The 26,168-nt window shown below is 68.7% G+C and carries 20 protein-coding genes; 7 read left to right on the top strand and 13 right to left on the bottom strand.

Annotated elements, in window-relative coordinates; all coding sequences use genetic code 11:
• Positions 1-367: 367 nt before the first annotated feature.
• The gene (gene motB / locus QSJ95_RS31840) at positions 368-1,429 is read right to left on the bottom strand and encodes a flagellar motor protein MotB (RefSeq protein WP_285647720.1); all 1,062 of its coding nucleotides are present in this window, start codon (positions 1,427-1,429) and stop codon (positions 368-370) included.
• Positions 1,430-1,699: 270 nt separating this feature from the next.
• Positions 1,700-2,551: a flagellar motor stator protein MotA gene (gene motA / locus QSJ95_RS31835; protein WP_043268576.1), complete on the bottom strand. Its 852-nt coding sequence runs from the start codon at positions 2,549-2,551 to the stop codon at positions 1,700-1,702.
• Positions 2,552-2,673: 122 nt separating this feature from the next.
• Here motA and QSJ95_RS31830 point away from each other — a divergent pair, with 122 nt between their 5' ends.
• The 5 genes from QSJ95_RS31830 (at position 2,674) to QSJ95_RS31810 (ending at position 10,168) form a co-directional block, all read left to right on the top strand.
• Positions 2,674-4,224 (top strand): HDOD domain-containing protein, encoded by a 1,551-nt coding sequence (locus QSJ95_RS31830; RefSeq protein WP_285647717.1) that lies wholly within the window; start codon positions 2,674-2,676, stop codon positions 4,222-4,224.
• Between the two features lie 127 nt (positions 4,225-4,351).
• Positions 4,352-5,167 (top strand): thiosulfate sulfurtransferase, encoded by an 816-nt coding sequence (gene rhdA / locus QSJ95_RS31825; protein WP_285647715.1) that lies wholly within the window; start codon positions 4,352-4,354, stop codon positions 5,165-5,167.
• A gap of 3 nt (positions 5,168-5,170) precedes the next feature.
• Positions 5,171-6,040, top strand: coding sequence for an archaetidylserine decarboxylase (gene asd / locus QSJ95_RS31820; protein WP_058070699.1), 870 nt, complete (start codon positions 5,171-5,173; stop codon positions 6,038-6,040).
• A gap of 184 nt (positions 6,041-6,224) precedes the next feature.
• Entirely contained in the window at positions 6,225-8,033 is a 1,809-nt protein-coding gene (locus QSJ95_RS31815; RefSeq protein ID WP_009613504.1) for a cyclic-di-GMP receptor FimW-related protein, read from the top strand.
• A gap of 62 nt (positions 8,034-8,095) precedes the next feature.
• Positions 8,096-10,168, top strand: coding sequence for an EAL domain-containing response regulator (locus QSJ95_RS31810; RefSeq protein ID WP_285647712.1), 2,073 nt, complete (start codon positions 8,096-8,098; stop codon positions 10,166-10,168).
• Positions 10,169-10,956: 788 nt separating this feature from the next.
• Here QSJ95_RS31810 and serB read toward each other — a convergent pair.
• The gene (gene serB, locus QSJ95_RS31805) at positions 10,957-12,177 is read right to left on the bottom strand and encodes a phosphoserine phosphatase SerB (RefSeq protein WP_009613510.1); all 1,221 of its coding nucleotides are present in this window, start codon (positions 12,175-12,177) and stop codon (positions 10,957-10,959) included.
• A gap of 188 nt (positions 12,178-12,365) precedes the next feature.
• Here serB and QSJ95_RS31800 point away from each other — a divergent pair, with 188 nt between their 5' ends.
• Positions 12,366-13,940: an AhpA/YtjB family protein gene (locus tag QSJ95_RS31800; protein WP_285647709.1), complete on the top strand. Its 1,575-nt coding sequence runs from the start codon at positions 12,366-12,368 to the stop codon at positions 13,938-13,940.
• A 61-nt stretch (positions 13,941-14,001) separates the two neighbouring features.
• Here the strand turns inward: QSJ95_RS31800 and QSJ95_RS31795 are convergent, their stop codons facing one another.
• The 10 genes from QSJ95_RS31795 to QSJ95_RS31750 form a co-directional block, all read right to left on the bottom strand.
• The gene (locus tag QSJ95_RS31795) at positions 14,002-15,636 is read right to left on the bottom strand and encodes a glycosyltransferase family 39 protein (RefSeq protein ID WP_285647707.1); all 1,635 of its coding nucleotides are present in this window, start codon (positions 15,634-15,636) and stop codon (positions 14,002-14,004) included.
• 141 nt (positions 15,637-15,777) lie between these two features.
• Positions 15,778-16,491 carry a PqiC family protein gene (locus QSJ95_RS31790; RefSeq protein ID WP_009613516.1) on the bottom strand — a complete coding sequence of 238 codons (714 nt, stop codon included), beginning with the start codon at positions 16,489-16,491 and terminating at the stop codon, positions 15,778-15,780.
• A gap of 155 nt (positions 16,492-16,646) precedes the next feature.
• Positions 16,647-18,911, bottom strand: coding sequence for a DNA topoisomerase IV subunit A (gene parC / locus QSJ95_RS31785; RefSeq protein WP_009613518.1), 2,265 nt, complete (start codon positions 18,909-18,911; stop codon positions 16,647-16,649).
• A 7-nt stretch (positions 18,912-18,918) separates the two neighbouring features.
• Positions 18,919-19,443 (bottom strand): retropepsin-like aspartic protease family protein, encoded by a 525-nt coding sequence (locus QSJ95_RS31780; RefSeq protein WP_285647702.1) that lies wholly within the window; start codon positions 19,441-19,443, stop codon positions 18,919-18,921.
• Entirely contained in the window at positions 19,440-20,450 is a 1,011-nt protein-coding gene (locus tag QSJ95_RS31775; protein WP_285647699.1) for an esterase-like activity of phytase family protein, read from the bottom strand. Before QSJ95_RS31775 ends, QSJ95_RS31780 begins: the two co-directional genes overlap by 4 nt.
• Complete coding sequence (parE, locus tag QSJ95_RS31770; RefSeq protein WP_043316906.1) at positions 20,450-22,348, bottom strand: DNA topoisomerase IV subunit B; 1,899 nt, start codon at positions 22,346-22,348, stop codon at positions 20,450-20,452. The genes QSJ95_RS31775 and parE overlap by 1 nt, the downstream gene beginning before the upstream one ends.
• An 11-nt stretch (positions 22,349-22,359) precedes the next feature.
• Entirely contained in the window at positions 22,360-22,965 is a 606-nt protein-coding gene (locus QSJ95_RS31765) for a YqiA/YcfP family alpha/beta fold hydrolase (protein ID WP_058488189.1), read from the bottom strand.
• A 48-nt stretch (positions 22,966-23,013) separates the two neighbouring features.
• Positions 23,014-23,826, bottom strand: a complete 813-nt coding sequence (cpdA, locus tag QSJ95_RS31760; protein ID WP_058488188.1) for a 3',5'-cyclic-AMP phosphodiesterase — start codon at positions 23,824-23,826, stop codon at positions 23,014-23,016.
• 156 nt (positions 23,827-23,982) lie between these two features.
• Positions 23,983-24,441, bottom strand: coding sequence for a DUF1249 domain-containing protein (locus QSJ95_RS31755; RefSeq protein WP_009613530.1), 459 nt, complete (start codon positions 24,439-24,441; stop codon positions 23,983-23,985).
• The gene (locus tag QSJ95_RS31750) at positions 24,432-25,049 is read right to left on the bottom strand and encodes an NUDIX domain-containing protein (RefSeq protein ID WP_009613531.1); all 618 of its coding nucleotides are present in this window, start codon (positions 25,047-25,049) and stop codon (positions 24,432-24,434) included. The genes QSJ95_RS31755 and QSJ95_RS31750 overlap by 10 nt, the downstream gene beginning before the upstream one ends.
• 193 nt (positions 25,050-25,242) lie before the next feature.
• Between QSJ95_RS31750 and QSJ95_RS31745 the strand changes: the two genes are divergently transcribed.
• Positions 25,243-25,998, top strand: coding sequence for an RsiV family protein (locus QSJ95_RS31745; protein ID WP_285647694.1), 756 nt, complete (start codon positions 25,243-25,245; stop codon positions 25,996-25,998).
• Positions 25,999-26,168 lie beyond the last annotated feature (170 nt).

The raw sequence follows: 26,168 nt of genomic DNA, 5'->3' as shown, positions 1-26,168 counted from the left end.
CGAGAGCCCCGATGGGCTACAGGGACGTACCCTCGGGGCGGGCCTCCGTGGCGGGGGAATTCGCGAGGGTAGCCCGGCTCCATCGGGCCCGTATGCGGGGCAAGCCTTTTTGGTTCCTTTTGTGGCGATTGACAAAAGGGACTCGCCCGAGGGGGCGAAACAAGAAGGTCGGGCAGACTCGGTGCGGCGCAGAAACACCCAAGCCAAGGCAACTGGGTTATTCCCCTTCTGGCCAGCGCAAGTATTGTTCGCGGCAATGACGAGGTTAAGACCGGAGTGGGGCAAGCCTCGCGAGCCAAGCCATAACCCCAAATGAAAAATACCGTTTCCCCCAGGTATCCTTTCTTAAGTGAACAGCATTACGCCTTCACTGCTTCTTCAGCTCGTCCAGCTTCAGCTTGCCGTCATCGAACAGGTTGAGCTTCTCGCGCACCTGTTCGGCGGGCAGCGGCTGGGACGCGGGCGCGGCACCCTGGGGCGGCGTCGGCGCGGCCCCGGCGGGCGTTACCGCCCCGGCAGGAGAAGTGGCCGGCTGGCTGGTCGCCGGCTCCTCGACGGTGCCGTCCTGGCCCTCGATGGCGCGTTGCGCACGCTTGGTCAGGACGATGATGTCGATGCGCCGGTTCACCGGGTTCAGCGGGTTCTTGCGGTCGAACAGCTGCGACGAGGCATAGCCCACCACCCGGGCGATCTGCCCTTCCGGGTATCCGCCGGCCACCAGGGCGCGGCGCGCGGCGTTGGCGCGGTTGGCGGACAGCTCCCAGTTGCCGAACTCGTCGCCGGCGTAGGGCTTGGCGTCGGTGTGGCCGCTGATGCTGATCTTGTTCGGCACCTGCTTGATGGTCTCGGCCATGGCCAGCAGGATGTCCTCGAAGTACGGCTGCAGGCGCGCGCTGCCCAGGTCGAACATCGGCCGGTTCTCGGCGTCGACGATCTGGATGCGCAGGCCGTCGCGGGTGATCTCGAACAGGATCTGCTCCTTGAAGCGGCGCAGCGTGGGGTTCTCGTCGACCTTGTTCTGCAGTTCCTGCAGCAGCAGCTCCAGGCGCTCGTGCTCGATCTGCTCGGCCTGGCGCTCGGCCTCGGCGGGGTTGACCTCCTTCTCCGACTCCGGGCTGATGCGCGTCTCGTCCGCCTCCGGCTGCGCCTGGATCTGCGGGTTGAGGGTCTTGTCCGGGGCCGGCGTCGGCGTGCCGCCGAGGTCGATCACGTAGGGGCTGGCGCTCTCGGTGAAGCCGATGGGGTCCTGGAAGTAGCCGGAAATCGCCTTCTTCTGCTCGGGGGTGGCCGAGGACAGCAGCCACAGCACCAGGAAGAACGCCATCATCGCCGTGGCGAAGTCGGCGAAGGCGATCTTCCAGGAGCCGCCGTGGTGGCCGGCGGCGTAGCGCTTGACGCGCTTGACGATGATCGGCTGGTTGTTGTCCATGCGATTAGTGTCTGATGGTGTTTCGACGCGAGCCGCGTTGCCGCGTCAAATCACGCCAGGCTAGGCGCGGGACGCAGGCAATGGTCGCCCCCTTGGCAAGTCCCGCAACGACGCATGGCGTGATTTGCCGCACAACCCGAAGGGACGGGCCGCATTTTGCGCAGTGCCGCGTTACTCGTCGTTCATTTGGAATCACCAAACCTCTCTCCTCGCGCCTTGCCCTGCGCAAAATGCGGCTCCGTCGCGGCCGTGTCGAAACGCCATCAGACACTACCTCCCGCGTACCGCCTGTTCCAGCTCACTGAAGCTCGGACGGTGCGCCGGCAGCAGCACCTTGCGGCCGAACTCCACCGCCAGCGACGGCGGCATGCCCGAGGCCGAGGCCACCAGGCAGGCCTTGATCGCCTCGTAGAGGTTCAGCTCTTCCTTGGCGTCGTGCTCCAGGGCGTTGGACAGCGGGCCGACGAAGCCGTAGGCGGCGAGGATACCGAGGAAGGTGCCGACCAGCGCCGCGGCGACGTGGTGGCCGATCTCCGCCTGGCTGCCCTGGCCGAGCAGGGCCATGGTGATCACGATGCCGAGCACCGCGGCGACGATACCGAAGCCGGGCAGCGCGTCGGCGACGCGGGTCACGGCGTGGGACGGGTGCTCGAAGTCTTCCTTGAGGCTGCCCAGCTCCATGTCGAACAGGCCTTCCAGCTCGTGGGGCGCCATGTTGCCGGAAGACATGATGCGCAGGTAGTCGCAGATGTAGGCGGTCATGCGCTCGTCCTTCAGCACCGCCGGGTACTTGCTGAAGATGGGGCTGGAAGCGGGTTCCTCGAGGTCGGCCTCGATGGCCATCATGCCTTCGCGGCGGCTCTTGTTGAGGATTTCGTAGAGCATCCCCAGCACTTCCAGGTAGAAGACGTGGGTGAAGCGGTTGCTGAACATCTTCGGCGCCTTCTTCAGCACCGTCATGAAGGTGCTGCCGGGGTTCGCCTGGAGGAAGGCGCCCAGCGCGGCACCACCGATGATCAGCACTTCGAAGGGCTGCACGATGGCCATGATCTTGCCGCCGGAGAGCAGGTAGCCGCCGAGGACGCTGCCCAGCAGGACAATGATGCCGATGATTTTTGCCATTGAAGAGTCGACTGGAACGGTGGACGGGACGGGAGCGCCAATATGCGCCACCCTCTTGTTATCGGAGAAACCGCGCAAGACTATAGGCTGCAAATTGTAAAAACCAGTTCGGCGGCCCAAGCATGCCCATCCAGACACCCGACCCGCAGCGCCTCGCCTCCTGGCTCCAGTTGCTGGAGGAGTTGCCGCTGCCGGTACCCGCCGAACAGCACGAACGCGTGCGCCGCGCCCTGGCGGACAACCGCCGGTCCCTGCGCGACATCGTCGACCTGCTGCAGGACAGCCCCACCCTGGCCCTGGCCATCCTGCGCGAGGCCAACCGCGCGCGCATGGCCCAGGACAACCCGGCGGAAAGCCTGGAAGTGGCCCTCAGCCGCCTCGGCCTGGCGCGCGCCGCTGCCCTGCTGGAAGGCCTGCCCAGCGTGCCCGCCGCGCAGATGCCGCCGGCCCTGGGGCAGATGCTGCTGATCAGCCGCCACGCCATGCAGCAGGCCAGCGGCCTGTTCGCCAGCCGCCTGGCACGCCTGTGGCAGGAAATCCACTGGGGCAGCCTGTTCATCCTGGCGCCGGTCTGGGCCCTGGCCACGGCGCGCCCGGACCTGCTCGAAGAATGGCAACAGCAGGTGCTCGGCGAAGGCCGCGCCAGCGCCGAGGTGGAGCAGGAGCTGCTGGGCATGCGCCTGCTGCCGCTGTGCGCGGCCCTGGCCGAGCGCTGGCGCCTGCCGGAGTGGATCGGCCAGGGCCTGCGCCTGCTCGGCGAGGACCACGAACTGCTGGTCCGCGCCCTGCACCTGGCCCACGCCGAAAGCGAGCCGCTGGCCCAGCAACAGCGCCTGGACGCCGATCCCGAGCTGGCGCGCTGGCTGACGCGCCCGGCCAACACCATCCTCCTGGCCAACAGCCTGGCGATGGCCGCGCACCAGTCCTGGGGCGGGCCGCACATGCTGCGCTGGCAGCGGCTCACCGCGCTCTATCTGCAGGAACCGCTGGAGGCGCTGCAGCAACAGGTCCACGCCCTGGCCGTGGAGAGCGCCCGCAAGGACGCCGACGCCCGCTACTGGCACCCGGCCCAGGCGCTGCTCTGGCCCTGGGACAGCCAACGCTGGCTGCCGTGCCACGCGCCCGCGTCCGAGCCCGCGGCGACGAACGCGCCCGCCCCTGCCGCCGGCAACCCCGAACAATGGCGCCGGCTGTGCGCCGAGCTGCTGCGCACGCCCAGTCCTTTCGGCAACCTGGTGCCGCTGCTGGAATGCGCCAGCGAAGCCCTGCACGCCTGCGGCCTGGGCCGCGCCGTGCTGCTGCTCGCCGACCGCCAGCAAAACCTGCTGCAGGCCCGCCGCAGCTTCGGCCTGGCCCCCGCGGAGCAGAACCTGCAACTGCCGGTGGCCGGCAGCCAGTTGCTGCGCCGCCTGCTGGAACGCCCGGCGCGCCTGCACCTCACCCCGGCCAACATGGCCGAGTACTCCGCGCTGCTGCCCGGCCGCCTGAAGGCGGCGTTGCCCGGCAACCACCTGCTGCTGCGCTCCCTGGCCCGCGGCCCGCGCGTGGTGATGCTGGTGGTCGCCGACCGCAACGGCCACCCCATCGGCGAGGTCCAGGGCCAGGCCTTCGACAAAACCTGCCAGTGCATCGAGCGCGCCCTGCAGCAATTCGGCGCACCTGCGGCCCAGTGACACGCCCTGAAGCGATTGCCCGCCAGCGCCCCGCGCTTTTTCGTTAAACTGCGGGGTTTCGCGGGTAGCCCAGGGCGCCAGCTCACGCCATCCCGTCCCCCGCACCCGCCCTCAGGGAGATGCCGACATGTCCGCCTTTTCCGACCTGCCCCTGGTGATAGAACCGGCCGAGCTGGCCGCCCGCCTCGACGCTCCCGAACTGATCCTGGTCGACCTGACCAGCCCGGCGCGCTACGCCGAGGGCCACCTGCCCGGCGCCCGCTTCGTCGCCCCCGCGCGCACCCAGTGGGGCCAACCGCCGGCGCCCGGCCTGCTGCCGGCCAAGGCCGACCTGGAAGCGCTGTTCGGAGAACTGGGGCACAACCCGGACGCCGTCTACGTGGTGTACGACGACGAAGGCGGCGGCTGGGCCGGGCGCTTCATCTGGCTGCTGGACGTCATCGGCCACCAGCGCTACCACTACCTGGACGGCGGCCTGCACGCCTGGCTGGCCGAGGGCCGCGAGCTGAGCCAGGCGGTTCCGGCGCCGGCCGGCGGCCCGTTGCCGCTGACGCTGCACGACGAACCCACCGCCACCCGCGAATACCTGCAGAGCCGCCTGGGCGCCGCCGACCTGGCCGTCTGGGACGCGCGCAACCCCAGCGAATACAGCGGCCAGAAGGTGCTGGCGGCCAAGGCCGGACACATCCCCGGCGCGGTCAACTTCGAGTGGACCGCCGGCATGGACGCAGGCCGCGCCCTGCGCATCCGCACCGACATGGCGCAAATCCTTCGCGACCTGGGCATCACCCCGGACAAGGAAGTGATCACCCACTGCCAGACCCACCACCGTTCCGGCTTCACCTACCTGGTGGCCAAGGCCCTCGGCTACCCGCGGGTCAAGGGCTACGCCGGCTCCTGGTCGGAATGGGGCAACCACCCCGACACCCCCGTAGAGGTTTAAGGAATGTCGTTCAAAGATCGTCTGTTCATCCTCGGCCAGTACCTGCTGCCGCATCACCTGCTGTCGCGCCTGATCGGCTGCGCGGCCGAATGCCGCGCCGCCTGGTTCAAGAACCGCCTGATCGGCTGGTTCGCCCGCCGCTACCAGGTCGACATGCGCGAGGCGCTGGTGGAAGACCTGCAGGCCTACGAGCACTTCAACGCCTTCTTCACCCGCGCCCTGAAGGACGGCGCGCGGCCGCTGGACGAAACGCCCGGCGGCGTGCTCTGCCCGGCCGACGGCGCCATCAGCCAGCTCGGCCCGATCGAGCACGGCCGTATCTTCCAGGCCAAGGGCCACAGCTTCAGCCTGACCGCGCTGCTGGGCGGCGACGCCGAGCGCGCCGCGCCCTTCATGGGCGGCAGCTTCGCCACCGTCTACCTCTCGCCCAAGGACTACCACCGCGTGCACATGCCGCTGGCCGGCACCCTGCGCGAGATGGTCTACGTGCCCGGCCGGCTGTTCTCGGTGAACCAGCTCACCGCCGAGCAGGTGCCGGAACTCTTCGCCCGCAACGAGCGGGTGGTCTGCCTGTTCGACACCGAACGCGGGCCCATGGCCGTGGTGCTGGTGGGCGCGATGATCGTCGCCTCGGTGGAAACCGTGTGGGCCGGCCTGGTCACGCCGCCGAAGCGCGAGCTGAAGGCCTTCGCCTACGACGAAGCGGCCCGCCAGCCCATCCACCTGGAAAAAGGCGCGGAACTGGGGCGCTTCAAACTGGGCTCCACCGCCATAGTGCTGTTCGGCCCCGAGCAGGTCGCCTGGGCCGAACAACTGGCCGCCGGCAGCCCGGTGCGCATGGGCCAGCTGCTGGGCAACGCCAGCCAGGCGTGAGCCGGCGCAGGCCGGGCAGCCTGTATCCGGCCTGTTACCCGAAAGCCAACGGCAGGCCCGCTCCCCAACCAGGGAACGGGCTGCCTTCTCAGGTGGATACTGCTAGAGTTTGGAAAAAACCGGCGCCCAAGACCGGCACAACGGTCCAGCGAACGGCCCAGATCGTGGAGCACCTCATCCGACCATGGACAATACGAGTCCCCAGCAATTGCTGCGCGTTCCCACCCCGACGCAGGAAAGCCTGAGCTTCTGCAACGTCACTGCGCGCGACATCAAATACTGGCTGGACCACCTGCCCAAGGCCAACCTCGGCGAGACCGCGCGCCAGCTCTACCAGGGCCTGATCGAGCTGAACCAGTTGAAGCTCCCGGTGGAGGCCCGCCTGCAGCTGCTGGAGCTGTTCCGCCCGGAAGTCCAGTCGGTCTGCCACAACCTCGAACGCCACTTCCTCAACCACTCCATCGTCCTCGACGAGCGCCCGCGCAAGGTCGCCAACCTCTGCCAGGCCCTGCAGAACCACCTGGCCGTCGGCTACAAGCTGGTGGTGGTGCGCGAGGCGCCGCGCTTCACCCGCGAACGCGCGCAAATCCTCACCCTCGCCCTGCAACGGGCGATCCGCAGCCTGTGCGGCCCGCTGATCCGCGCCCAGCAGCTCTACTGCCCGGTGCCGGAAAGCCTGTGGCTGGAGCTGCACCAGCTCTACCAACTGGCGCGCAGCAAGGGCGTGCAGGCCCTGGCGGTCCGCGACGACCTGGCCAAGCACGGCAACACCCTGACCGTGGAGCAGGCCTACCTGGTGGCCTTGCTGTTGGGCTGCGCCCGCTGCAACCAGATGCGCCAGGCCGGCATCGCCCAATTGGCCGATGCCCTGGAGGCCTGGGGTTCATTGGTGCGCCTGCAGGAAGCCGACCTGCCGTCCAGCCTGTTCGTGGTCGCCCCGCAGGTGGACGGCCCGCCGCGCTACCGTTCGCTGTACAAGGCCGGCGACCTGCACAACGGCCTGGGCATGGACCCGCAGCGCCTGGTGGCGGCGATCAAGGAGTACATGAACGCCCCCGCCGAGCAACGCGACAAGCTGCCACTCAAGGGGGGCGAGCGCATCAGCGTCGACCTGCTGCAGCACCTGGCCAGCGCCTGGGGCGACATCGCCGAGCGCAGCTTCCAGCGCACCTCCGGCCAGGGCCAGCTGACCCTCTGCATCGGCATGAGCGCGCTGCACTACTACCTGTCCGGCCGGCGCCCGTTCGCCGACCTGCTCAAGCTGCCCGAACCGGTGCAGGCGACCTTCCAGGCGGAAGTGAACGACGCCTGGGCCAATGCCTTCGACGCGCAGAAGGTCACCGACTGGCAACCGGGCATGCCGCTGGAGGAAATCGAATACCAGCCGCTGCGGACGGCGGAACAGGGCTCGGCCGACGCCGCCGAATCGGCGACCTGCGACGAGTACCCGGTCTTCGCCCTGCCCATCGTCAACCACAGCCCAGGCGGCTATTGCCTGACCTGGCCGAAGGAAATCCCCAGCCAGCTGCAGGCCGGCGAGCTGCTCGGCATCCAGGACGCGCCGGGCCAGGGCTGGAGCATCGCGGTGGTGCGCTGGATCCGCCAGGTCCGCGGCGGCGGCACGCAGATGGGCATCGAGCTGATCGCCCCCATCGCCCAGCCCTGCGGCCTGCAACTGCTGCGCAAGTCGGAGCAGAGCAGCCACTACCTGCGCGCCCTGCTGCTGCCGGAGATCGCCGCCATCTCGCGGCCGGCGACGCTGATCTCGCCGCGGCTGCCGTTCCAGGAAGGCAGCCGCGTGCAGATCAACCTGCACGGCGAGGAACGCCGCGCCACCCTCACACGCAAGCTCACCGCCACCGGCAGTTTCAGCCAGTTCGAATACAGTACCCAGGAGCGTCCGAAGGGCGCCGACGATAAGCCCGTCACAGGAGCGAACGGCCACACGGGGCACGGGGAGGAAGACTTTGACTCACTCTGGAAGTCGCTGTAGATTCGGCCGCACTCCATTCGTCGCCTCCTGGCTGCCGTCCGGCGCGCCATAAGCAGCTCTTCATGGCCAATGAAAAGAAAACCGTCCGCCTGCTGATCCTGGAAGACTCGCAGAACGAGGCCGAACGTCTGGTCAGCCTGTTCCGCAACGCCGGGCGTGCGACCCGCGTCCACCGCGTGACCTCCAGCGAAGACCTCGGCGAAGCCCTGCAACAGACCTGGGACCTGCTGATCGCCGCCCCGCAAAGCAGTGCGCTGGCGCCGGAGGAGGCCCTGGCCAACCTGCGCCGCCAGGCCAAGGACATCCCCTTCATCCAGTTGGTCGAAGGCAACGATTCCGACAGCATCACCGAGGCCCTGGCCCTCGGCGCCCAGGACGCCCTGCCCCAGGGCGAGGACGAGCGCCTGGTGCTGGTGGCCAACCGCGAACTCGCCGCCCTGGAGGAACGCCGCGCCCGGCGCACCGCCGAGGTCGCCCTGCGCGAGGCGGAAAAGCGCTGCCAGCTGCTGCTGGACAGCTCGGTGGACGCCATCACCTACGTCCACGACGGCATGCACATCTACGCCAACCGCGCCTACGTCGCGATGTTCGGCTACGAGGACGCCGAGGAACTGGAAGGCCTGCCGATGATCGACCTGATCGCCGCCGCCGACCAGGCCACCTTCAAGGACTTCCTCAAGGGCTACCAGCACGGCGAGGGCGACAACGAACTGCTGTGCGACGGCGTGCGCGTCGACGGCCAGAGGTTCCGCGCGCGCATGGGCTTCTCGCCGGCCACCTACGACGGCGAACCGTGCATCCAGGTGGTGATCCGCGCCGAGCAGGACAACAGCGAGCTGCAGGAGAAGCTGCGCGAGGTCAGCAGCCAGGACCTGGTCACCGGCCTGTTCAACCGCGCCCACTTCCTCGACCTGATGGATGCCGCCGTGGAGCGCGCCGTCACCGCCGGCCAGCCGGCCACCCTCGCCTACCTGCTGCTCGACCGCGCGCAGCACCTGCAGCTGAGCCTGGGCATCGCCAGCATCGACCTGCTGCTGGCCGACCTCGCCCACCTGCTGCGCGAGCACTTCCCCGAGAGCGTGCAGCTGGCCCGCTTCAGCGACGATGCCTTCAGCGTGCTGCTCGACGGCCAGACGCCGGAGCAGAGCAAGGCCCTGTTCGCCAGCCTGCTGAAGAAGGTCGAGGGCCACCTGTTCGACATCCACGGGCGCACCGCCCAGGTCACCCTGTCGATCGGCTGCGCCGGGCTCGACGAGAAGACCAGCCGCGCCCAGGACGTCATCGACCGCGCCCATCGCTGCGCCGACGAAATCGCCCAGGCCGAGGGCAACGGCATCAAGCTCTACGACCCGGCCGACGAACTGGCCGCCGCCGCCAACCGCGGCGACCTGCTGGCGATCATCCAGCAGGCGCTGGAGAAGAATGCCTTCCGCCTGCTGTTCCAGCCGATCATCAGCCTGCGCGGCGACAGCCACGAGCTGTACGAAGTACTGCTGCGCCTGCTCAACCCGCAGGGCGAGGAAGTGCCCGCCGCCGACTTCTTCGGCGCGGCCAAGGCCGGCGGCCTGGCCGAGCGCATCGACCGCTGGGTGCTGCTCAACTCCATCAAGCTGCTCGCCGAGCACCGCGCCAAGGGCCACAACACCAAGCTCTTCGTGCACCTGTCCGGCCCCAGCCTGCAGGACGCCGGGCTGCTGCCCTGGCTGGCGGTGGCGCTGAAGGCCGCGCGCCTGCCGGCCGACTCGCTGATCCTGCAGGTCAGCGAAACCGACGCCGTGGCCCACCTCAAGCAGGCCAAGGCCCTGAGCCAGGGCCTCGCCGAACTGCACTGCCAGGTCGCCCTCGGCCAGTTCGGCTGCGCGCTGAACCCGTTCAACACGCTCAAGCACATGAACGTCGACTTCGTGAAGATCGACGGCTCCTACGTGCAGGACCTCAGCCGTCCGGAGAACCAGGAAAACCTGCGCACCCTGATGGCCAGCCTGCACGCCCAGGCCAAGCTGACCATAGTGCCCATGGTGGAGAGCGCCACGGCCCTGGCCACCCTCTGGCAGGCCGGCGCCAACTACATCCAGGGCCGCTACCTGCAGGGCCCGAGCCAGGCGATGGATTACGACTTCTCTTCGGAGGAGTGATCCGCTCAAACACGCCCCCCGTAGGATGGGTTGAGCGGAGCGATACCCATCACCACGGCCGCATGGGTTTCGTAAACTCAACCCATCCTACGAAAGGCGCCTCGGCGCACGGATTCATTTGTAGGAGCGGGCCCTGCCCGCGAATCGCGCGCAGGGCGCGCTCCTACAGGTCGACACCAAGCTCCGTAGCGGGTAATCGGTAGGGCGCATAACCGTTCGCGGTTATCCGCCGATACTCCTGTGCCTTCCGGCAAACGTAGGATGGGTTGAGCGAAGCGATACCCATCACCACGGCCGCATGGGTTTCGTAAACTCAACCCATCCTACGAAAGACACATCGGCGCACAGATTCACTTGTAGGAGCGGGCCCTGCCCGCGAATCGCGCGCAGGGCGCGCTCCTACAGGTCGACACCGAGCTCCGTGGCGGGTGATCGGTAGGGCGCATAACGTTCGCGGTTATCCGCCGATACTCCTGTGCCTTCCGACAAACGTAGGATGGGTTGAGCGAAGCGATACCCATCACCACGGCCGCATGGGTTTCGTAAACTCAACCCATCCTACGAAAGACACGTCGGCGCACAGATTCACTTGTAGGAGCGGGCCCTGCCCGCGAATCGCGCGCAGGGCGCGCTCCTACAGGTCGACACCAAGCTCCGTAGCGAGTAATCGGTAGGGCGCATAACCGTTCGCGGTTATCCGCCGATACACCAACAGCCGGAAGCAGCGGACACCGCCATGGGCACGGCATTTCCCGTAGGAGCGGATTCATCCGCGATCCGGCCGCGTCTCAGCGCCCGTCCACGCCCTCGCGGTCGCGGAAGCCCAGCAGGTAGAGGATGCCGTCCAGGCCCAGGGTGGAGATGGCCTGCTTGGCCGACTGCTTGACCAGCGGCTTGGCGCGGAAGGCCACGCCCAGGCCGGCCAGGCCGAGCATCGGCAGGTCGTTGGCGCCGTCGCCCACGGCGATGGTCTGCTCCAGCTGCAGGCCTTCCTTCGCCGCCAGTTCGCGCAGCAGGTCGGCCTTGCGCTGGGCGTCGACGATCGGCTCGATGGCCACGCCGGTGACCTTGCCGTCGACGATCTCCAGCTCGTTGGCGAAGACGTAGTCGATGCCCAGCTTCGCCTGCAGCTGGCGGGCGAAATAGGTGAAGCCGCCGGAGAGGATGGCGGTCTTGTAGCCCAGGCGCTTGAGCTCGGCGAACAGCGTCTCGGCGCCCTCGGTCAGGCGCAGCGAGGCGCCGATTTCCTCGAGCACGTCCTCGGACAGGCCCTTGAGCAGCGCCAGGCGCTCCTTGAAGCTGGCGCGGAAGTCCAGCTCGCCGCGCATCGCCCGCTCGGTGATTTCCGACACCTGCTCGCCGACGCCGGCGGCCTTGGCCAGCTCGTCGATGACCTCGGCCTCGATCAGCGTCGAGTCCATGTCGAACACCGCCAGGCGGCGGTTGCGGCGGTACAGCGAGTCGCGCTGGAAGGCGATGTCGACGTTCAGCTCCTGGGCCACGCTGAGGAATTCGGCGCGCAGAGCCACCGGGTCGGCTGGCTCGCCGCGCACGGAGAACTCGATGCAGCCCTTGCCGCGCTCGGCCGGCATGTCCAGCGGCATGCGCCCGGACAGGCGGTCGATGTGGTCGATGTTCAGCCCGTACTTGGCGGTGATCGAGCTGACCCGCTGCAACTGCTCGGCGGTCACCCGGCGCGTCAGCAGGGTGACGATCTGGCGTGGCTTGCCCTGGCCGCCGACCCATTGCTGGTAGTCGGCCTCGGAAACGGGGGTGAAGCGCACCTGCTGGTCGAGCTCGTAGGCGGTGAAGAGCACGTCCTTGAGGACCGCGGAGGCCCGCTCGGTGTCGGGAATCTCTACCAGGATGCCGAAGGACAGGGTGTCGTGGATCACCGCCTGGCCGATGTCGAGGATGTTCACCCCGCCCTGGGCCAGCACGCCGGTGATGGCGGCGGTGAGACCGGGGCGGTCTTCCCCGGTGATGTTGATCAGGACGATTTCGCGCAAGGCGCAGTCTCCGCCATGGAAAAAGCGCACATTCTAGCGCCTTTCTCGGCCGCCGCCTCGCCCGCCGGCGGCACAACCGCCGATCGGATCGTCCGTGCCGTCCGGATCACGGACGGACCGGCGCTTTGCCCGCTTCCGGGGCGCCGTTATACTGCCGGGACTGTCCTTCATAGAAGACCGAGCCCGCTGTGACCCGGCCCACGTCCGTCAAGCCCGATAATTTCTTCCTGTTGCTGTACCACGCCCTGCGCCAGCGCCGGGTGCCCATCGCCCTGCGCATCGCCATCCACAGCCTGGTGCTGGTGGCGGCGGCGCTGCTGATCTACGCCTGGGTGATGGGCATGCAGTTCAAGCAGGCCATGCACCAGCAGGCCGACGCCGTGGGCCAGAGCCTGACCACCCAGACCGCGGCCTCGGCCACCGAGCTGCTGGTGTCCAATGACATCCTCAGCCTCAACGTGCTGCTGGGCAACCTGACCAAGAACCCGCTGGTGGCCCACGCCGCCATCTACAGCGCCGACGGCCGCACCCTGGCCGAGGCCGGCTCGCGGCCCAAGCAGGGCCTGCTGGGCGACAGCGAGGGCGTCTACTCGACGCAGATCACCTTCCAGGAGGTCATGGCCGGCCAGCTGCGCATCAGCCTGGACATGGAGCAGTTCCAGCAGCCGATGATGGTCAGCCTGCAGAGCATGGGCCTGATCAGCCTGATCCTGCTGCTGCTCACCCTGACCCTCAGCCTGCGCCTGGGCCGCCACATCTCCACCCCGCTGCTGCAGCTGCGCGTGTGGCTGCGCGACCCGGACGACCCCGCCCCCGGCGCCGGCCTGCAGAACGAGATCGGCGACCTGGCCCGCCAGCTCCAGGCACGCCTGGTGCCGGAGAAGCCGCCGGCCCCCGAGCCCGCTCCCGCGCCGCGCAAGCCCGCGCCCAAGGCGGCCGCGCCGACCCTGGCGAAAGCCGCGGAGAAGCCGGCCAAGCCCCTCGCCGACGACATCGCCAGCGAGCCGGAGGACGAACGCGAACCCCGCCTCGACCTGCCGCGCGACGAGCACGAGTTCGACGAGAACATCTTCGCCGAGGACGAACTGCACGACGAAACGCCTGTGGCCGCTGAGGCGTTCGCCGAGGACTTCTCCGAAGAAGCCGCCGAAATCGCCGAAGAGCCCGAGGAAGAACCCGAGCCACAGCTGCCCAACCCCTGCGCCGTGCTGGCCGTGCAACTGGGCAACCAGGAACAGCTGCGGCGCCTGCCGCGCAGCCGCCTGGTGGACCTGCTGGAGCGCTACCGCGACTGCCTGGAACAGGCCGCACGGCTGTACAAGGGCCAGCTGTTCACCCTCAGCGACGGCGGCAGCCTGATCCTCTTCCACGCCCGCGACGACGACGACTACCTCACCCATGCCCTGTGCTGCGGCGAGCTGATGCGCGCCCTCGGCCACGCCCTGCAGATCGAGGTGGTGGACAGCGGCATTACCCTGCAGCTGCAACTGGGCCTGACCCAGGGCGACGAGCTGGCGGAACTGGCCCAGGCCGAGCTGCTGCAGGAAGGCGCCGTGCAGAACGCCCTGAACCTCAGCCAGCACAGCCGCAACCTGCTGCTGATCGAGCGCGCCATCGCCGAGGACGAGCAGGTGCGCCAGCGCGCCCGCGTCCGCGCCATCGCCAACCCGGCCGAGGCCAGTTGCGTGGAATGGCTGAAGGAACCCTACCCGTCGATGCTGGAACGCCAGCTCACCCGCATGCGCGCCCTGCGCACTTCCTGACCGCGCTGCCGGCCGCCCATCGGGCGGCCGGCCTCCTTCTGCAACCTGCTATCGAGCGGTCTCAGGGCAGGTACAGCAGCACATGGGGCTCGTGGTCGAAGTCGGCGGCCACCAGCGGCTTCAGGCCGGCCAGGGCCGCCGGTTGCACGGCCCGCAGGCGCGCCGCCGACATCACCAGGTAGAGCGGACCACGCAGGCCCTGCAGTTGGCTGTCCTGATCGATGAAGCGTGGCGCCAGGTCGTGGTCGAGGTTGACCAGGTACTTGATCGCCTTGGCGTCCTTGCCCAGGCCGACGAAAGCCACCGGCGCCGGGTTGGCGGCCACGGCCGCGTCGGCAGCCAGGGTGAAGGCGCGGGTGCCGTACAGCCCGCGCTCCATGGGTTCGAAGGCGAGGATATAGGCCGCCCACAACGCCAGCACGGCGCAGCCGGCCAGTCCCAAAGCCCGCAGCCGCCGGTGGCGCAGCAGCCACAGGGCCGAGCCCTGCAGGAGCAGCAACAGCGCCAGGGTGACGTACAGGGCGAGCTGGTAACCCTGCAAGGCTCCGCCCAGACGCCGCCAGGCGAGCACCAGTGCCAACGCCAGCAACCCGGGCAGAACCAACCAGACGCACTGCATCACCCAGCGCAACGCCGAAGCCAGGCGGCTGCCGGTCACGTGAAAGGGATAGGCGGCGATTATCGCCATGTAGGGCGCCGCCGCCAGGATGTAGCGGGCCTTCTTCGCCTGCGGTACGGAAAGCCCGAGCATCACCAGCAACGCCGCCAGAACGCAGGCCCAGAGCAGTATCCGCGTGCCCTCCGCCTCTCCCCTTCCGCGCGCACCGGGCAGCAGCAACAGCACCGGCAGCGCCAGGGGGAACGCCAGGGCGTAATTGCCGGGCGCACTGAGGAAGTAATAGAACGGCGAACTGGCCCCGGCGCTGCCGTCGATGCGACCGATGACCTGCATCTGCAGCACCTCCCGGACGAAACCGGGGCCGCCGCTCAGCTCGGCGGCGCCCAGCAGGGCCAGGCAGCAGAACACCAGCAGGGCCGCGGCGAACGGCCCGAAGACCAGCAGCCGGCGCCAGTCCCGCGCCGCCAGCCAGCAGGCGCAGACCGTTGCAGCGGGAATCACCAGGCCCAGCGGGCCACGGACCAGGAAACCGCCCAGCAGCAGCGCCCCCAGCTTTGCCAGCAGGGGCGGTAGCGGACGTTCACGATCGCGATAGGCGAGGTAGAAGGCGCCCAGGGCCAGCGCCGCGACCATCTGGTCCAGCGAGACCGCGCGGGTCTCGCTGACGAAGGTCGCGGTGAGCAGCAACAGGGCTACGGCGAGCAGCGCCCAACGCGGCGAGATCGGCTCCAGCAGGCGGTACACCAGGGCCACCAGCGCCGCCGCGGCCAGCGCCGAGGGCAGCCAGGCGGCCAGGCTGTCGACGCGGCCGAACGGCAGCGACAGCAGGTAGATGAGCAGCGTCGAGGTGCCCGGGTAGTCCGGGTAGGGTTCGCCATAGGTGCTGGGAAACAGGCTCGGCCCGTGGCGCAGCATTTCCTGGGCGAACAGCACGAAGCGCGAGTCGAAGCCGATGATCGTCCGCCCCTTGGCCTGGGCGCAGAACAGCAACAGGGCGAGCGCGCCCAGCAGCCAGGCGCGGGCGGCCGGGCCCAGGCTGGCCAGCCTGGAGGGCGACAGGGAGAGGGACGACGGCAAGGGCTTACCCCCGCCGGGCGCCGATCGAAGGGATTCCGATCAACGGTGCCGGCAGAACCGCTGCCTTGTTAGCACCGTCGCGGTCAAGAAATCGTCAACGAAAACGGCCTGCGGAGGAGAATGCTCGCGGGCCGCGGCCGATCAGAAGCGGAAGACTTCGACGTTATTGTGGATGGGCACCACCAGCGGCATCTTCGGCCCTTCTTCCTTGGGCTTGGCGGCCTGCTCGGTGTTCGCCGCCGGCTTGCGCGGAGCGGCCGGCTGCTCGGCGGCCACCGCCACCGGGCGCACGTCCTGGGCCAGTTGCCCGGCGAGGCGGCGCAGCAGTTCGCTCTGCGCACGGACCTGGTCCTGCAGGCTGCCGTCGTGCTTTTCCTCTTCGTGGAACACGCGGCTGTCGCGCAGCGTGCCCTTCTGGTCGAGCAGGCGCCAGCGCGCATCCAGCACCGCCGGCTCCTTCGGGCCGGAATCCAGGCGGGTGATGGTCAGCATCACCTGCACCTGCGGGGTGAACCCCGGCTGTTCCGGGAACAGCGCCAGGCGGGTGGTGTCCAGGCTACTGGACAGCTGGCGCACCAGCAGCTGGCTGACGTTGGTTTCCAGGCTGCCGGCCCAGCGCGCCTCGGTGGACAGGTTGAGGATGCCATCGGCCTGGCGCTGGACCATGGACTCACGTTGCAGGTAGTCGGCCAGCTGCACCGGACCGAGCAGTACAGCGATACCGTTGTCGCGGGTCGGCAGCGGGGTCGCACCGGCATCCAGTTGGTACAGTTGCGTCGGCCGATTCACCGTACAGCCCGCCAGCCCAAGGAGGCCGACGAGGGAAAGACATGCGAGGACGCGCAGGGCGCTCATCGTGCAATCACCGTTAATTCGCCGAAGATCGGCGTCACTTGCTACAAAAAACCACAAACCAAAACGACAATGGAGCCATGGCGCCAGCGTCAAAGGGACCTATCATCCCTTAACCGGCGCCATAGCTCCAGAGGCAGAGTGTATCGCAGAGCGTTTCAGTCCTGAGACAGTGACTCGACCAGCAGCGCATCGACCCTCTGGAAGCCACGCGGCAGCTTGTTGCCGCGCCGTCCGCGCTCGCCCTTGTAGTGCTCCAGGTCGTCGCCGCGCAGCGACAGGGTGCGCTTGCCGGCCTGCAGCACCAGGGTCGCCCCCGGCGGCAGAACTGCCAGGTCGGTCAGGTATTCCTCGCGACTGGCCACGCGCTCGCCCGGCACGCTGATGATCTTGTTGCCCTTGCCCTTGGCCAGCTGCGGCAGGTCGGAGACCTTGAACAGCAGCAGGCGGCCCTCGGTGGTCACCGCCGCCAGCCAGTCCTGCTCGACGTCGGCCACCGGCCGCGGGGCCATGACCTGGGCGCCATTGGGCAGGCTGAGCAGGGCCTTGCCGGCCTTGTTCTTGGCCTGCATGTCCTCGCCCTTGACCACGAAGCCGTAGCCGGCGTCCGAGGCCAGCACGTACAGGGCGTTGTCCTCGGGCAGCAGCACGCGCTCGAAGCTGGCGCCCGGCGGCGGCGTCAGGCGACCGGTGAGCGGCTCGCCCTGGCCGCGCGCCGACGGCAGGCTGTGGGCCGCCAGCGAGTAGCTGCGCCCGGTGGAGTCGATGAACACCGCGTACTGGTTCGAGCGCCCCGGCGCCGCGGCCTTGAAGGTGTCGCCGGCCTTGTACGAAAGCCCTTCGGCGTCGATGTCGTGGCCCTTGGCGCAACGCACCCAGCCCTTGTCGGAAAGCACCACGGTGACCGGCTCGGTGGGCATCAGCTCGGTTTCCGAGAGGGCCTTGGCCTCGGCGCGCTCGACGATCGGCGAGCGGCGGTCGTCGCCATAGGTCTCGGCGTCGGCGATCAGCTCGTCGCGCACCAGCTTGCGCAGCTTGGCGTTGGAACCGAGGATCGCCAGCAGCTTGGCGCGCTCCTTGGCCAGCTCGTCCTGCTCGCCGCGGATCTTCATCTCTTCCAGGCGCGCCAGCTGGCGCAGGCGGGTGTCGAGAATGTAGTCGGCCTGCACGTCGGTGAGGGCGAAGCGCTCCATCAGCACCGGCTTGGGCTGGTCCTCGGTGCGGATGATGTGGATCACCTCGTCGAGGTTGAGGAAGGCGATCAGCAGGCCTTCCAACAGGTGCAGGCGCTTCTCCACCTTGTCCAGGCGGAACTGCAGGCGGCGGCGCACGGTGTCGGTGCGGTAGGTCAGCCATTCGCTGAGCAGCTGGCGCAGGTCCTTGACCTGCGGCTTGCCGTCCAGGCCGATGACATTGAGGTTCACCCGGTACGAGCTTTCCAGGTCGGTGGTGGCGAACAGGTGGGTCATCAGCTCGTCGGCGTCCACGCGGTTGGAGCGCGGGATGATGACGATGCGGGTGGGGTGCTCGTGGTCCGACTCGTCGCGCAGGTCGGCGACCATCGGCAGCTTCTTGGCCTGCATCTGCGCGGCGATCTGCTCCAGCACCTTGGCCCCGGAGACCTGGTGCGGCAGCGCGGTGACCACGATGTCGCCGTCCTCGACGCGGTACACGGCGCGCATGCGCACCGAGCCGCGGCCGGTCTCGTAGATTTTCTGCAGGTCGGCGCGCGGGGTGATGATTTCCGCCTCGGTGGGGAAGTCCGGGCCCTGCACGTGTTCGAGCAGCTCGCCGACGCCGGCGTCCGGCTGGTCGAGCAGGCGCACGCAGGCCGCGGCCACTTCGCGCAGGTTGTGCGGCGGCACGTCGGTGGCCATGCCCACGGCGATGCCGGTGGTGCCGTTGAGCAGCAGGTTGGGCAGCCGCGCCGGCAGCACTGCCGGCTCCTGCATGGTGCCGTCGAAGTTCGGCACCCAGTCGGCAGTGCCCTGGCCCAACTCGGAGAGCAGGGTTTCGGCGTAGCGCGACAGGCGCGCCTCGGTGTAGCGCATGGCGGCGAAGGACTTGGGATCGTCCGGCGCACCCCAGTTGCCCTGGCCGTCCACCAGCGGGTAGCGGTAGGAGAACGGCTGGGCCATCAGCACCATGGCTTCGTAGCAGGCCGAGTCGCCATGGGGGTGGTACTTGCCGAGTACGTCGCCGACGGTGCGCGCCGACTTCTTGTGCTTGGAGTCGGCGTCCAGGCCCAGTTCGCTCATGGCGTAGACGATGCGCCGCTGCACGGGCTTCAGGCCGTCGCCGATGTGCGGCAGGGCGCGGTCCATGATCACGTACATGGAGTAGTTCAGGTAGGCCTGTTCGGTGAACTCGGCGAGGGAGCGACGCTCCACGCCTTCCAGGCTCAGATCGAGGGTTTCGCTCATGCGTGCCTCACGGGGAAGTGTTCTGGCGCAGCACCAGGGTGCCGTCGCGCTGGGAGAATTCGAGTTGTCTGAGGGCGCTCATGCCGAGCAGCACCTCGTTGCCGCCCATGCCCGGGGCGATGATCGCCGGCACGTCCTTCAAGAGGATGTCGCCCAGCTCCAGGCGCTGCAGGCGCGTGCGCCAGCCCCGGGTGCGGCCGTTGGCGGTGTCCAGGTCGATGGGCGCGCCACGCTGCAGTTGCAGGCGCAGGGCCAGGGCTTCCGGCACGGCCACGGCGCTGGCGCCGGTGTCCAGCAGGAAGGTCGCCGGCGCACCGTCGATCAGGCCGTCGAACACGTAGTGGCCCTGGCGGTTGCCCAGCAGGCGCAGCTCCACGTAGCCGTCGCCGTGCAGCGACTGCGGCTGCACGTTGGGGTTGTGCTGGCGCTTTTCCCACAGGCCGAAGAAGTGCGTGGCCAGGCCGATGCCGGCCAGCCAGGCGAGCAGCATCATGGCCTTGCCGAGGCTGCGTCCGGGTTGCGCGTCGTTCATTTGCCACCCAGCCAGCCCTCCGCCGGGGCGGCGAAGCGCAGCACGTAGGGGCGCGCATCGCCGTCGGCGCGGGCCGCGTCGCCATTGTCCAGGCCGATCCAGGCGCCCTTGTCGTCAATCACCAGGGCCTCGGCCACGCCGTAGGGCAAGGCGTAGCGGCGCTGCGGGGCCAGGGCGCCGTCGGCGAACGACCAGCAGCGCTCGGCGGCGCCGCTGTCGGCGTTGCGCCGGCAGACCTGGTGCACCAGGCGCTCCAGGGTGAACAGCTTGCCCTGGTACAGCGCCAGGTCGGAGAAGTCCAGGGCCAGCGGCTTGTCGCTTTCCAGTTGCGGCGGCGGCAGCGCCGTCCCGGCCTCGCTGAGCAGCACGCAGGCGCCGTCGCATTTCCAGCTGCCGTTGTCGTTGCGCAGGCGCAGCAGGCCGCGGCGCTGGCGTTCGGCGGCGAGCCACAGGCGCTTGCCGTCGGCGTCGATGGCCAGGCCTTCGTAGTAGGCGTTGTTGACCATCAGCAGGCCGCTGGCGCGCGCCTGGCGCAGCAGCGTCGGCGGCAGCTCCAGCCATTGCGCGGCGCCGGCCTCCGGCACCCGCAGCACGCCGGCATAGGCCTCGCTGACCAGGTAGCGGTTGCCCTTGCCGTCGCAGCTGACGCCTTCGAAGTCCATGGCCCCGCCGCGCACCAGGCCATACAGCCAGGTGCGCGCGCGGGCGCCCCAGGACAGGCCGCTGTCGGGCAGCCCGGGCGCGCTGAAGGTCTCGGCGCGAGCCTGCCAGACGCTGCCCGGGGTTTCGTCCGGGCGCAGGCCGTAGAGGCGGTCGTCGTCGCGGTCGGATACCGTCCACAGCTCTCCGCCGCACAGCGCCAGCCCCGACAGGTTGCCCGCGGGCATGCCTTCCACGGCGTGCTCGGAGAGGAACTGCAGGGCCGGCCCCTGCCCTACCGCGGGTGCGTCCGCCAGGGCCTGGGCGCAGCCGAGCATGGCCGCCAGGGCGGCCAGAGCGCGGCGCATCAGGCCAGGACCTCGGCCAGGTTGCCCTTGGTCTCCAGCCAGGACTTGCGGTCGCCGGCGCGTTTCTTGGCCAGCAGCATGTCCATGATCTCGACGGTGCCCTCGGCGTCTTCCAGGGTCAGCTGCACCAGGCGCCGGGTGTTCGGGTCCATGGTGGTTTCGCGCAGCTGCGGCGGGTTCATCTCGCCCAGGCCCTTGAAGCGGGTGACCTGCGGCTTGCCGCGGCGCTTCTCGGCCAGCAGCCGGTCGAGGATGCCGTCGCGCTCGGCGTCGTCCAGGGCGTAGAAGACTTCCTTGCCCAGGTCGATGCGGTACAGCGGCGGCATGGCCACGTAGACGTGCCCGGCTTCCACCAGCGGGCGGAAGTGGCGGACGAACAGGGCGCACAGCAGGGTGGCGATGTGCAGGCCGTCGGAGTCGGCGTCGGCGAGGATGCAGATCTTGCCGTAGCGCAGCTGGCTCAGGTCGGCGGCGCCCGGGTCGACGCCGATGGCCACGGCGATGTCGTGCACTTCCTGGCTGGCCAGGACTTCGCCGCCGTCCACTTCCCAGGTGTTCAGGATCTTCCCGCGCAGCGGCATGATCGCCTGGAACTCCTTGTCCCGCGCCTGCTTGGCCGAGCCACCGGCGGAGTCGCCCTCCACCAGGAACAGCTCGGCGCGCATCGGGTCCTGGCCGGCGCAGTCGGCCAGCTTGCCGGGCAGCGCCGGGCCCTGGGTGATCTTCTTGCGCTCGACTTTCTTGCCCGCCTTCAGGCGGCGGCCGGCGTTGCTGATGGCCAGCTCCGCCAGTTGCAGGCCCAGCTCGGGGTTGGCGTTGAGCCAGAGGCTGAAGGCGTCCTTCACGACGCCGGAGACGAAGGCCGCCGCCTCGCGAGACGACAGGCGCTCCTTGGTCTGCCCGGAGAACTGCGGCTCCTGCAGCTTCATCGAGAGGACGAAGGCGATGCGTTCCCAGACGTCTTCCGGGGCCAGCTTGACGCCGCGCGGCAGCAGGTTGCGGAACTCGCAGAACTCGCGCATGGCATCCAGCAGGCCCTGGCGCAGGCCGTTGACGTGGGTGCCGCCCTGGGCCGTGGGGATCAGGTTGACGTAGCTTTCCTGCAGCGACTCGCCACCCTCGGGCAGCCACAGCAGGGCCCAGTCCACCGCCTCCTTGCTGCCGGCCAGGGTGCCGCAGAAGGGCTCTTCCGGCAGGCGCGGCAGCTCGGACACCGAGTCGGCCAGGTAGGAACGCAGGCCGTCCTCGTAGTGCCATTCGACACGCTCGCCGCTGCTCTTGTCCTCGAAAGTGACCAGCAGCCCCGGGCAGAGCACGGCCTTGGCCTTGAGCACGTGCTTGAGGCGGCTGACGGAGAACTTCGGCGAATCGAAATACTTCGGGTCGGGCCAAAAGCGCACGGTGGTGCCGGTGTTGCGCCGGCCGACGCTGCCGATGACTTCCAGGTCGCTGGCCTTGAAGCCGTCGGCGAAGGTCATGCGGTATTCGTTGGCGTCGCGCTTGACGCGCACTTCCACCTGGGTGGAAAGCGCGTTCACCACTGAGATGCCCACGCCGTGCAGGCCGCCGGAGAACTGGTAGTTCTTGTTGGAGAACTTGCCGCCGGCGTGCAGCTTGGTGAGGATCAGCTCGACCCCCGGCACGCCCTCTTCGGGGTGGATGTCCACCGGCATGCCGCGGCCGTCGTCGATCACTTCCAGCGAGTTGTCCTCGTGGAGGATCACCTGCACGCTCCTGGCGTGGCCGGCCAGGGCCTCGTCCACGGAGTTGTCGATGACTTCCTGGGCCAGGTGGTTGGGCCGCGTGGTGTCGGTGTACATGCCCGGGCGCTTGCGCACCGGATCGAGGCCGGAGAGGACTTCGATGGCTTCTGCGGTATAGGCGTTCTGCTGGGCCATGGGGTCCCTTTTCAAAGAGTTGTGAAATCGAGGTCGCGCCACAGGCCCGCCGGCACCCCGGCGAAGGCCAGCAGCGCCGGCAGCCAGCGGGCGAAGCCCTGGAAGCCGTGGTCGCCGCCGGCCTCGATGCGCAAGGCGCAGGCCCGGTAGAAGACCGCGGCGACCTTGTAGTCGAGGGTTTCATCGCCGGTCTGCAGCCACACCTGGTAGCGCGCCGCATCGACCGGCGGCGGCACTTCGAGTTCCGCCAGAGCGTCGACGTGGTCCTGGGTCAGCACCCATTCCTCGCCGCTGTAATGGTTCTTCTGCGGCCCCAGGTAGCCGTCGAAACGGCCGTGGGGCAGCACCGCCGGGTTGATCAGCACGGCCTTGAGGCCGTGCCGCTCGGCGAGATGGGTCGCATAGTAGCCGCCCAGGGAACTGCCGACCAGCAAGGGCCGGTCGAGTTCGCCGATGGCCGCCTGCAGCTGGGCCATGGCCTGCCGCGGGTGGTGGTGCAGTTCGGGCACCCGCAGGTGCGCCTGCAAGCCCAGGCGCTCCATGACGGCCGCGAGCTGGCGCGCCTTCTGCGAGGCGGGGGAGCTGTTGAAGCCGTGGATATAGAGGATATCGGTCATGGTGCGGGAGGCTACAAGCAGCGAGCCGCTGCCTGCAAGCCGCACGCGTCAGTAGCCCTGGACGCTGTAGTCCACCTGGAAATCGATGCCGGTGACCCGCGACACGCCGGTCTGCACGCCGCCATCGGGCAGCAGGCGCAGCCAGCGGTAGCCCGGCGCCAGGGTGTCCACGCCGAAGTCCTCGCTGCCCGGGGCGAACTGCACGCAGGTGGAAGGGGACGCCAACAGGCGCACGTCGCCGCGCAGGCGGTCGATTTCCTGGTGCACGTGGCCCCAGAGCAGGCAGCGCACGTGCCGGTGGCGGTCGAGCACGGCGAACAGGTCGTCCGGGTTGCGGATGCCGATGCGGTCCATCCACTGGCTGCCGATGCTCACCGGGTGGTGGTGGAAGGCCACCAGCACGTGGCGATCGCGCGCGTCGTGCAGGGCTTCGTCCAGCAGCGCCAATTGCTCGGCGGACACCTGCCCGGGCACCGCGCCGGGGATGGTGGAGTCGAGCAGGACGATGCGCCAGGCGCCCAGGTCGAGCACCGGGTCGAGGAGGTCGCTGCCGGCGCAGACTTCGCGCATGGGCGCCAGCTCGTCGTGGTTGCCGGGGAACCAGCGGGCCGGTGCCTGAATGCTGGAACAGATATCCAGGAAACGTCTGTACGACTCTGGGGAACCGTCCTGCGAGATATCACCCGTCGCCAGGACCAGGTCGATCCGCGGCTGCTCCTCGAGGACGCGCTTCACCACCTGTTGCAGGCTGTCCGCGGTATCCATGCCGAGAAGCCGGCCATCGTGCTCGGCGAACAGATGGCTGTCAGTGAGCTGTACCAGCAGCACCGGCTCATTTGAGGAAAATTCTTTCGCAGGCAATGCGCCTTCTCCTGTCAGGCGAGGCGTCGTCGTTGAAGGAAGTATGGTGACAGCCCCGGTGCCGGGCAAACCGGGAAAGAGTCACAGTTCACAGTATGCTCACCGTCGGCCGGACGAACGACATCCTATCATGGCGCAACGCCATCATCCGCGCTTTCAGCGTTGCAGGACCGGTTCCAGCTCGTGGCCGCAGGCCAGGCAGTGGCTCAGCCATTCGCCGAGGAAGAGGTTGAGCTGGCTCTTCTCGTCCGGCTGGTGCATGGCCTGGTTCGGGTAAGGGTAGATGGCCAGCAGGCGGCGCGCCTGCTCGGCGCCGACCACTTCGGCCATGCGCGCGTCATGGTAGACGCGCACTTCCAGGCGCGGCGCGGGCAGCCAGGGTAGGCCCAGCTCCTGGCGCACCTGCAGGGTGGTGGTGTAGGGGCAGGCCTCGATCACTTCCAGGGCCAGCACGCCGAGCAGGCGTTCACCCTCGCTCAGCGCCACGCGGCGCTGCGACTGTACTTCGCGCATGTCCGGCAGCAGCCGCATCAGGCGCAGGTAGTTGGCCTCGCAGGTGGCTTGCAGCCCGGCCAGGTCGACACGGTAGCGTTCACGCAGCAGGTTCACACCCATAGGCCACGAACCTCGGCGCGGTTCAGCGCCAGCCATTGCAGGGCGAGCATGCTCGCGGCGTTGTTGACGCGCCCGTCGCGCACGGCCTGCAGGGCATCCTCGAGGGCCAGCACATGGACGCGGATGTCCTCGCCCTCCTCCTCCAGGCCATGGATGCCCGAGGCCAGGCTGCTGTCGCAACGGCCGACGAACAGGTGCACCAGTTCGTTGCTGCCGCCGGGCGACGGCAGGTACTGGCTGATCGGCCAGAGCGCGCCGAGGTTCAGGCCGGCTTCTTCCACGGCTTCGCGGCGGGCGACCTCTTCAGGTTCTTCGTCCTTGTCGATCAGCCCGGCGACCAGCTCCAGCAGCCAGGGGTTGACCCCGGCCTCCAGGGCGCCGACGCGGAACTGCTCGATCAGCACCACTTCGTCGCGCTGCGGGTCGTAGGGCAGCACGCAGACGGCATCGTGGCGGACGAACAGCTCGCGGCTGATCAGCGGCCCCATGTCGCCGGCGAACTGGCGATGACGCAGGTGCAGACGCTCGATGCGATAGAAGCCGCGGAAGCACTCCTCGCGTCGAGTGATCTCCACGTCGTCCGGACCCGCCTTGAAGATATCCGCCATCCCACACACTCATCGATCGGTTGAACTTCGCGCCATCCTATCGCGACGCCGTGCCCCGCGCAGCCTCTTTCCGCCACCGCCCGGCGGGGAGCCGCGCGACACTGCTACACTCGGCGGCGCGGCGAACCCGGCGCGGCTGCGCCGGTCCAAGCCGCGCGGCCGACCGCCGCCGGACACGCAAAGAAGGACACCCATGAATTTTCTGAAAACCCTTGCCGCCACCGGCCTGCTGCTGATGCTCGGCGGCTGCCAGAGCCTCTTCGGCCCCGGCCTGGGCGACCCGCTGAGCGCCCGCCACACCGCCTTCGAGCACCTGCAGCCGGGCTGCCAGGGCGAGCAGTGCCCGCTGTTCAACCTGGACACCCTGAGCTTCGACGCAGAGCCCGCGCTGAATGCGGCCATCGAGACGCAGTTGCTCGACCTCACCCGCAACACCCCGGACGACCCGCGCCCGGCCAGCCTCGCCGGCTACGAGCGGGATTTCCTGGCCAGCGCCAAGCCGGGCTGGAGCAGCTACCTGCAAGCGAAGATACGCGAGCAGCATGACGGCCTGGTGATCGTCGAGCTGTCCAGCTACGTCTTCACCGGCGGCGAGTACGGCCAGCCGGGGCGCGCCTTCATCAACTACGACCGCCGCCTGCACAAGGTGCTGACGCTGCAGGACGTGCTGCTGCCCGGCCAGGAGCAGGCCTTCTGGGACAACGCGCGCCTGGCCCACCAGGCCTGGGTAGTGCAGAACAAGCTGGTGGAGCAGGACGCGAACTTCCTCAGGGACTGGCCGTTCCAGAAGACCCCGCACTTCGCCCTGACCTTCGGCGCGCTGACGCTGAAGTACGACATCGACAGCATCGCCCCGCACTCGGTCGGGCACCCGGAGCTGAAGATTCCGTATCCGCGGCTCAACGGCATCGTCAAGCCGTACTACTTCCCGGGGCGTGGAGCGCAGTAGGGCATCGCACGATTCCCATGTAGGAGCGCGCCCTGCGCGCGATTCGCGGGCAGGGCCCGCTCCTATGTATGGACTCACCCCCACCGTCAACCCGCTTTTGAACATGAAAACCCGACTGCATCTATGTATTAGGCCTGTTCGAGGAAGCCACGTCGGGCTTCTGGCCAACA

This window comes from Pseudomonas sp. NBRC 100443, assembly GCF_030268185.1.
Classification (GTDB): domain Bacteria; phylum Pseudomonadota; class Gammaproteobacteria; order Pseudomonadales; family Pseudomonadaceae; genus Pseudomonas; species Pseudomonas citronellolis.
This window is presented reverse-complemented; position numbering and strand designations above follow the sequence as displayed.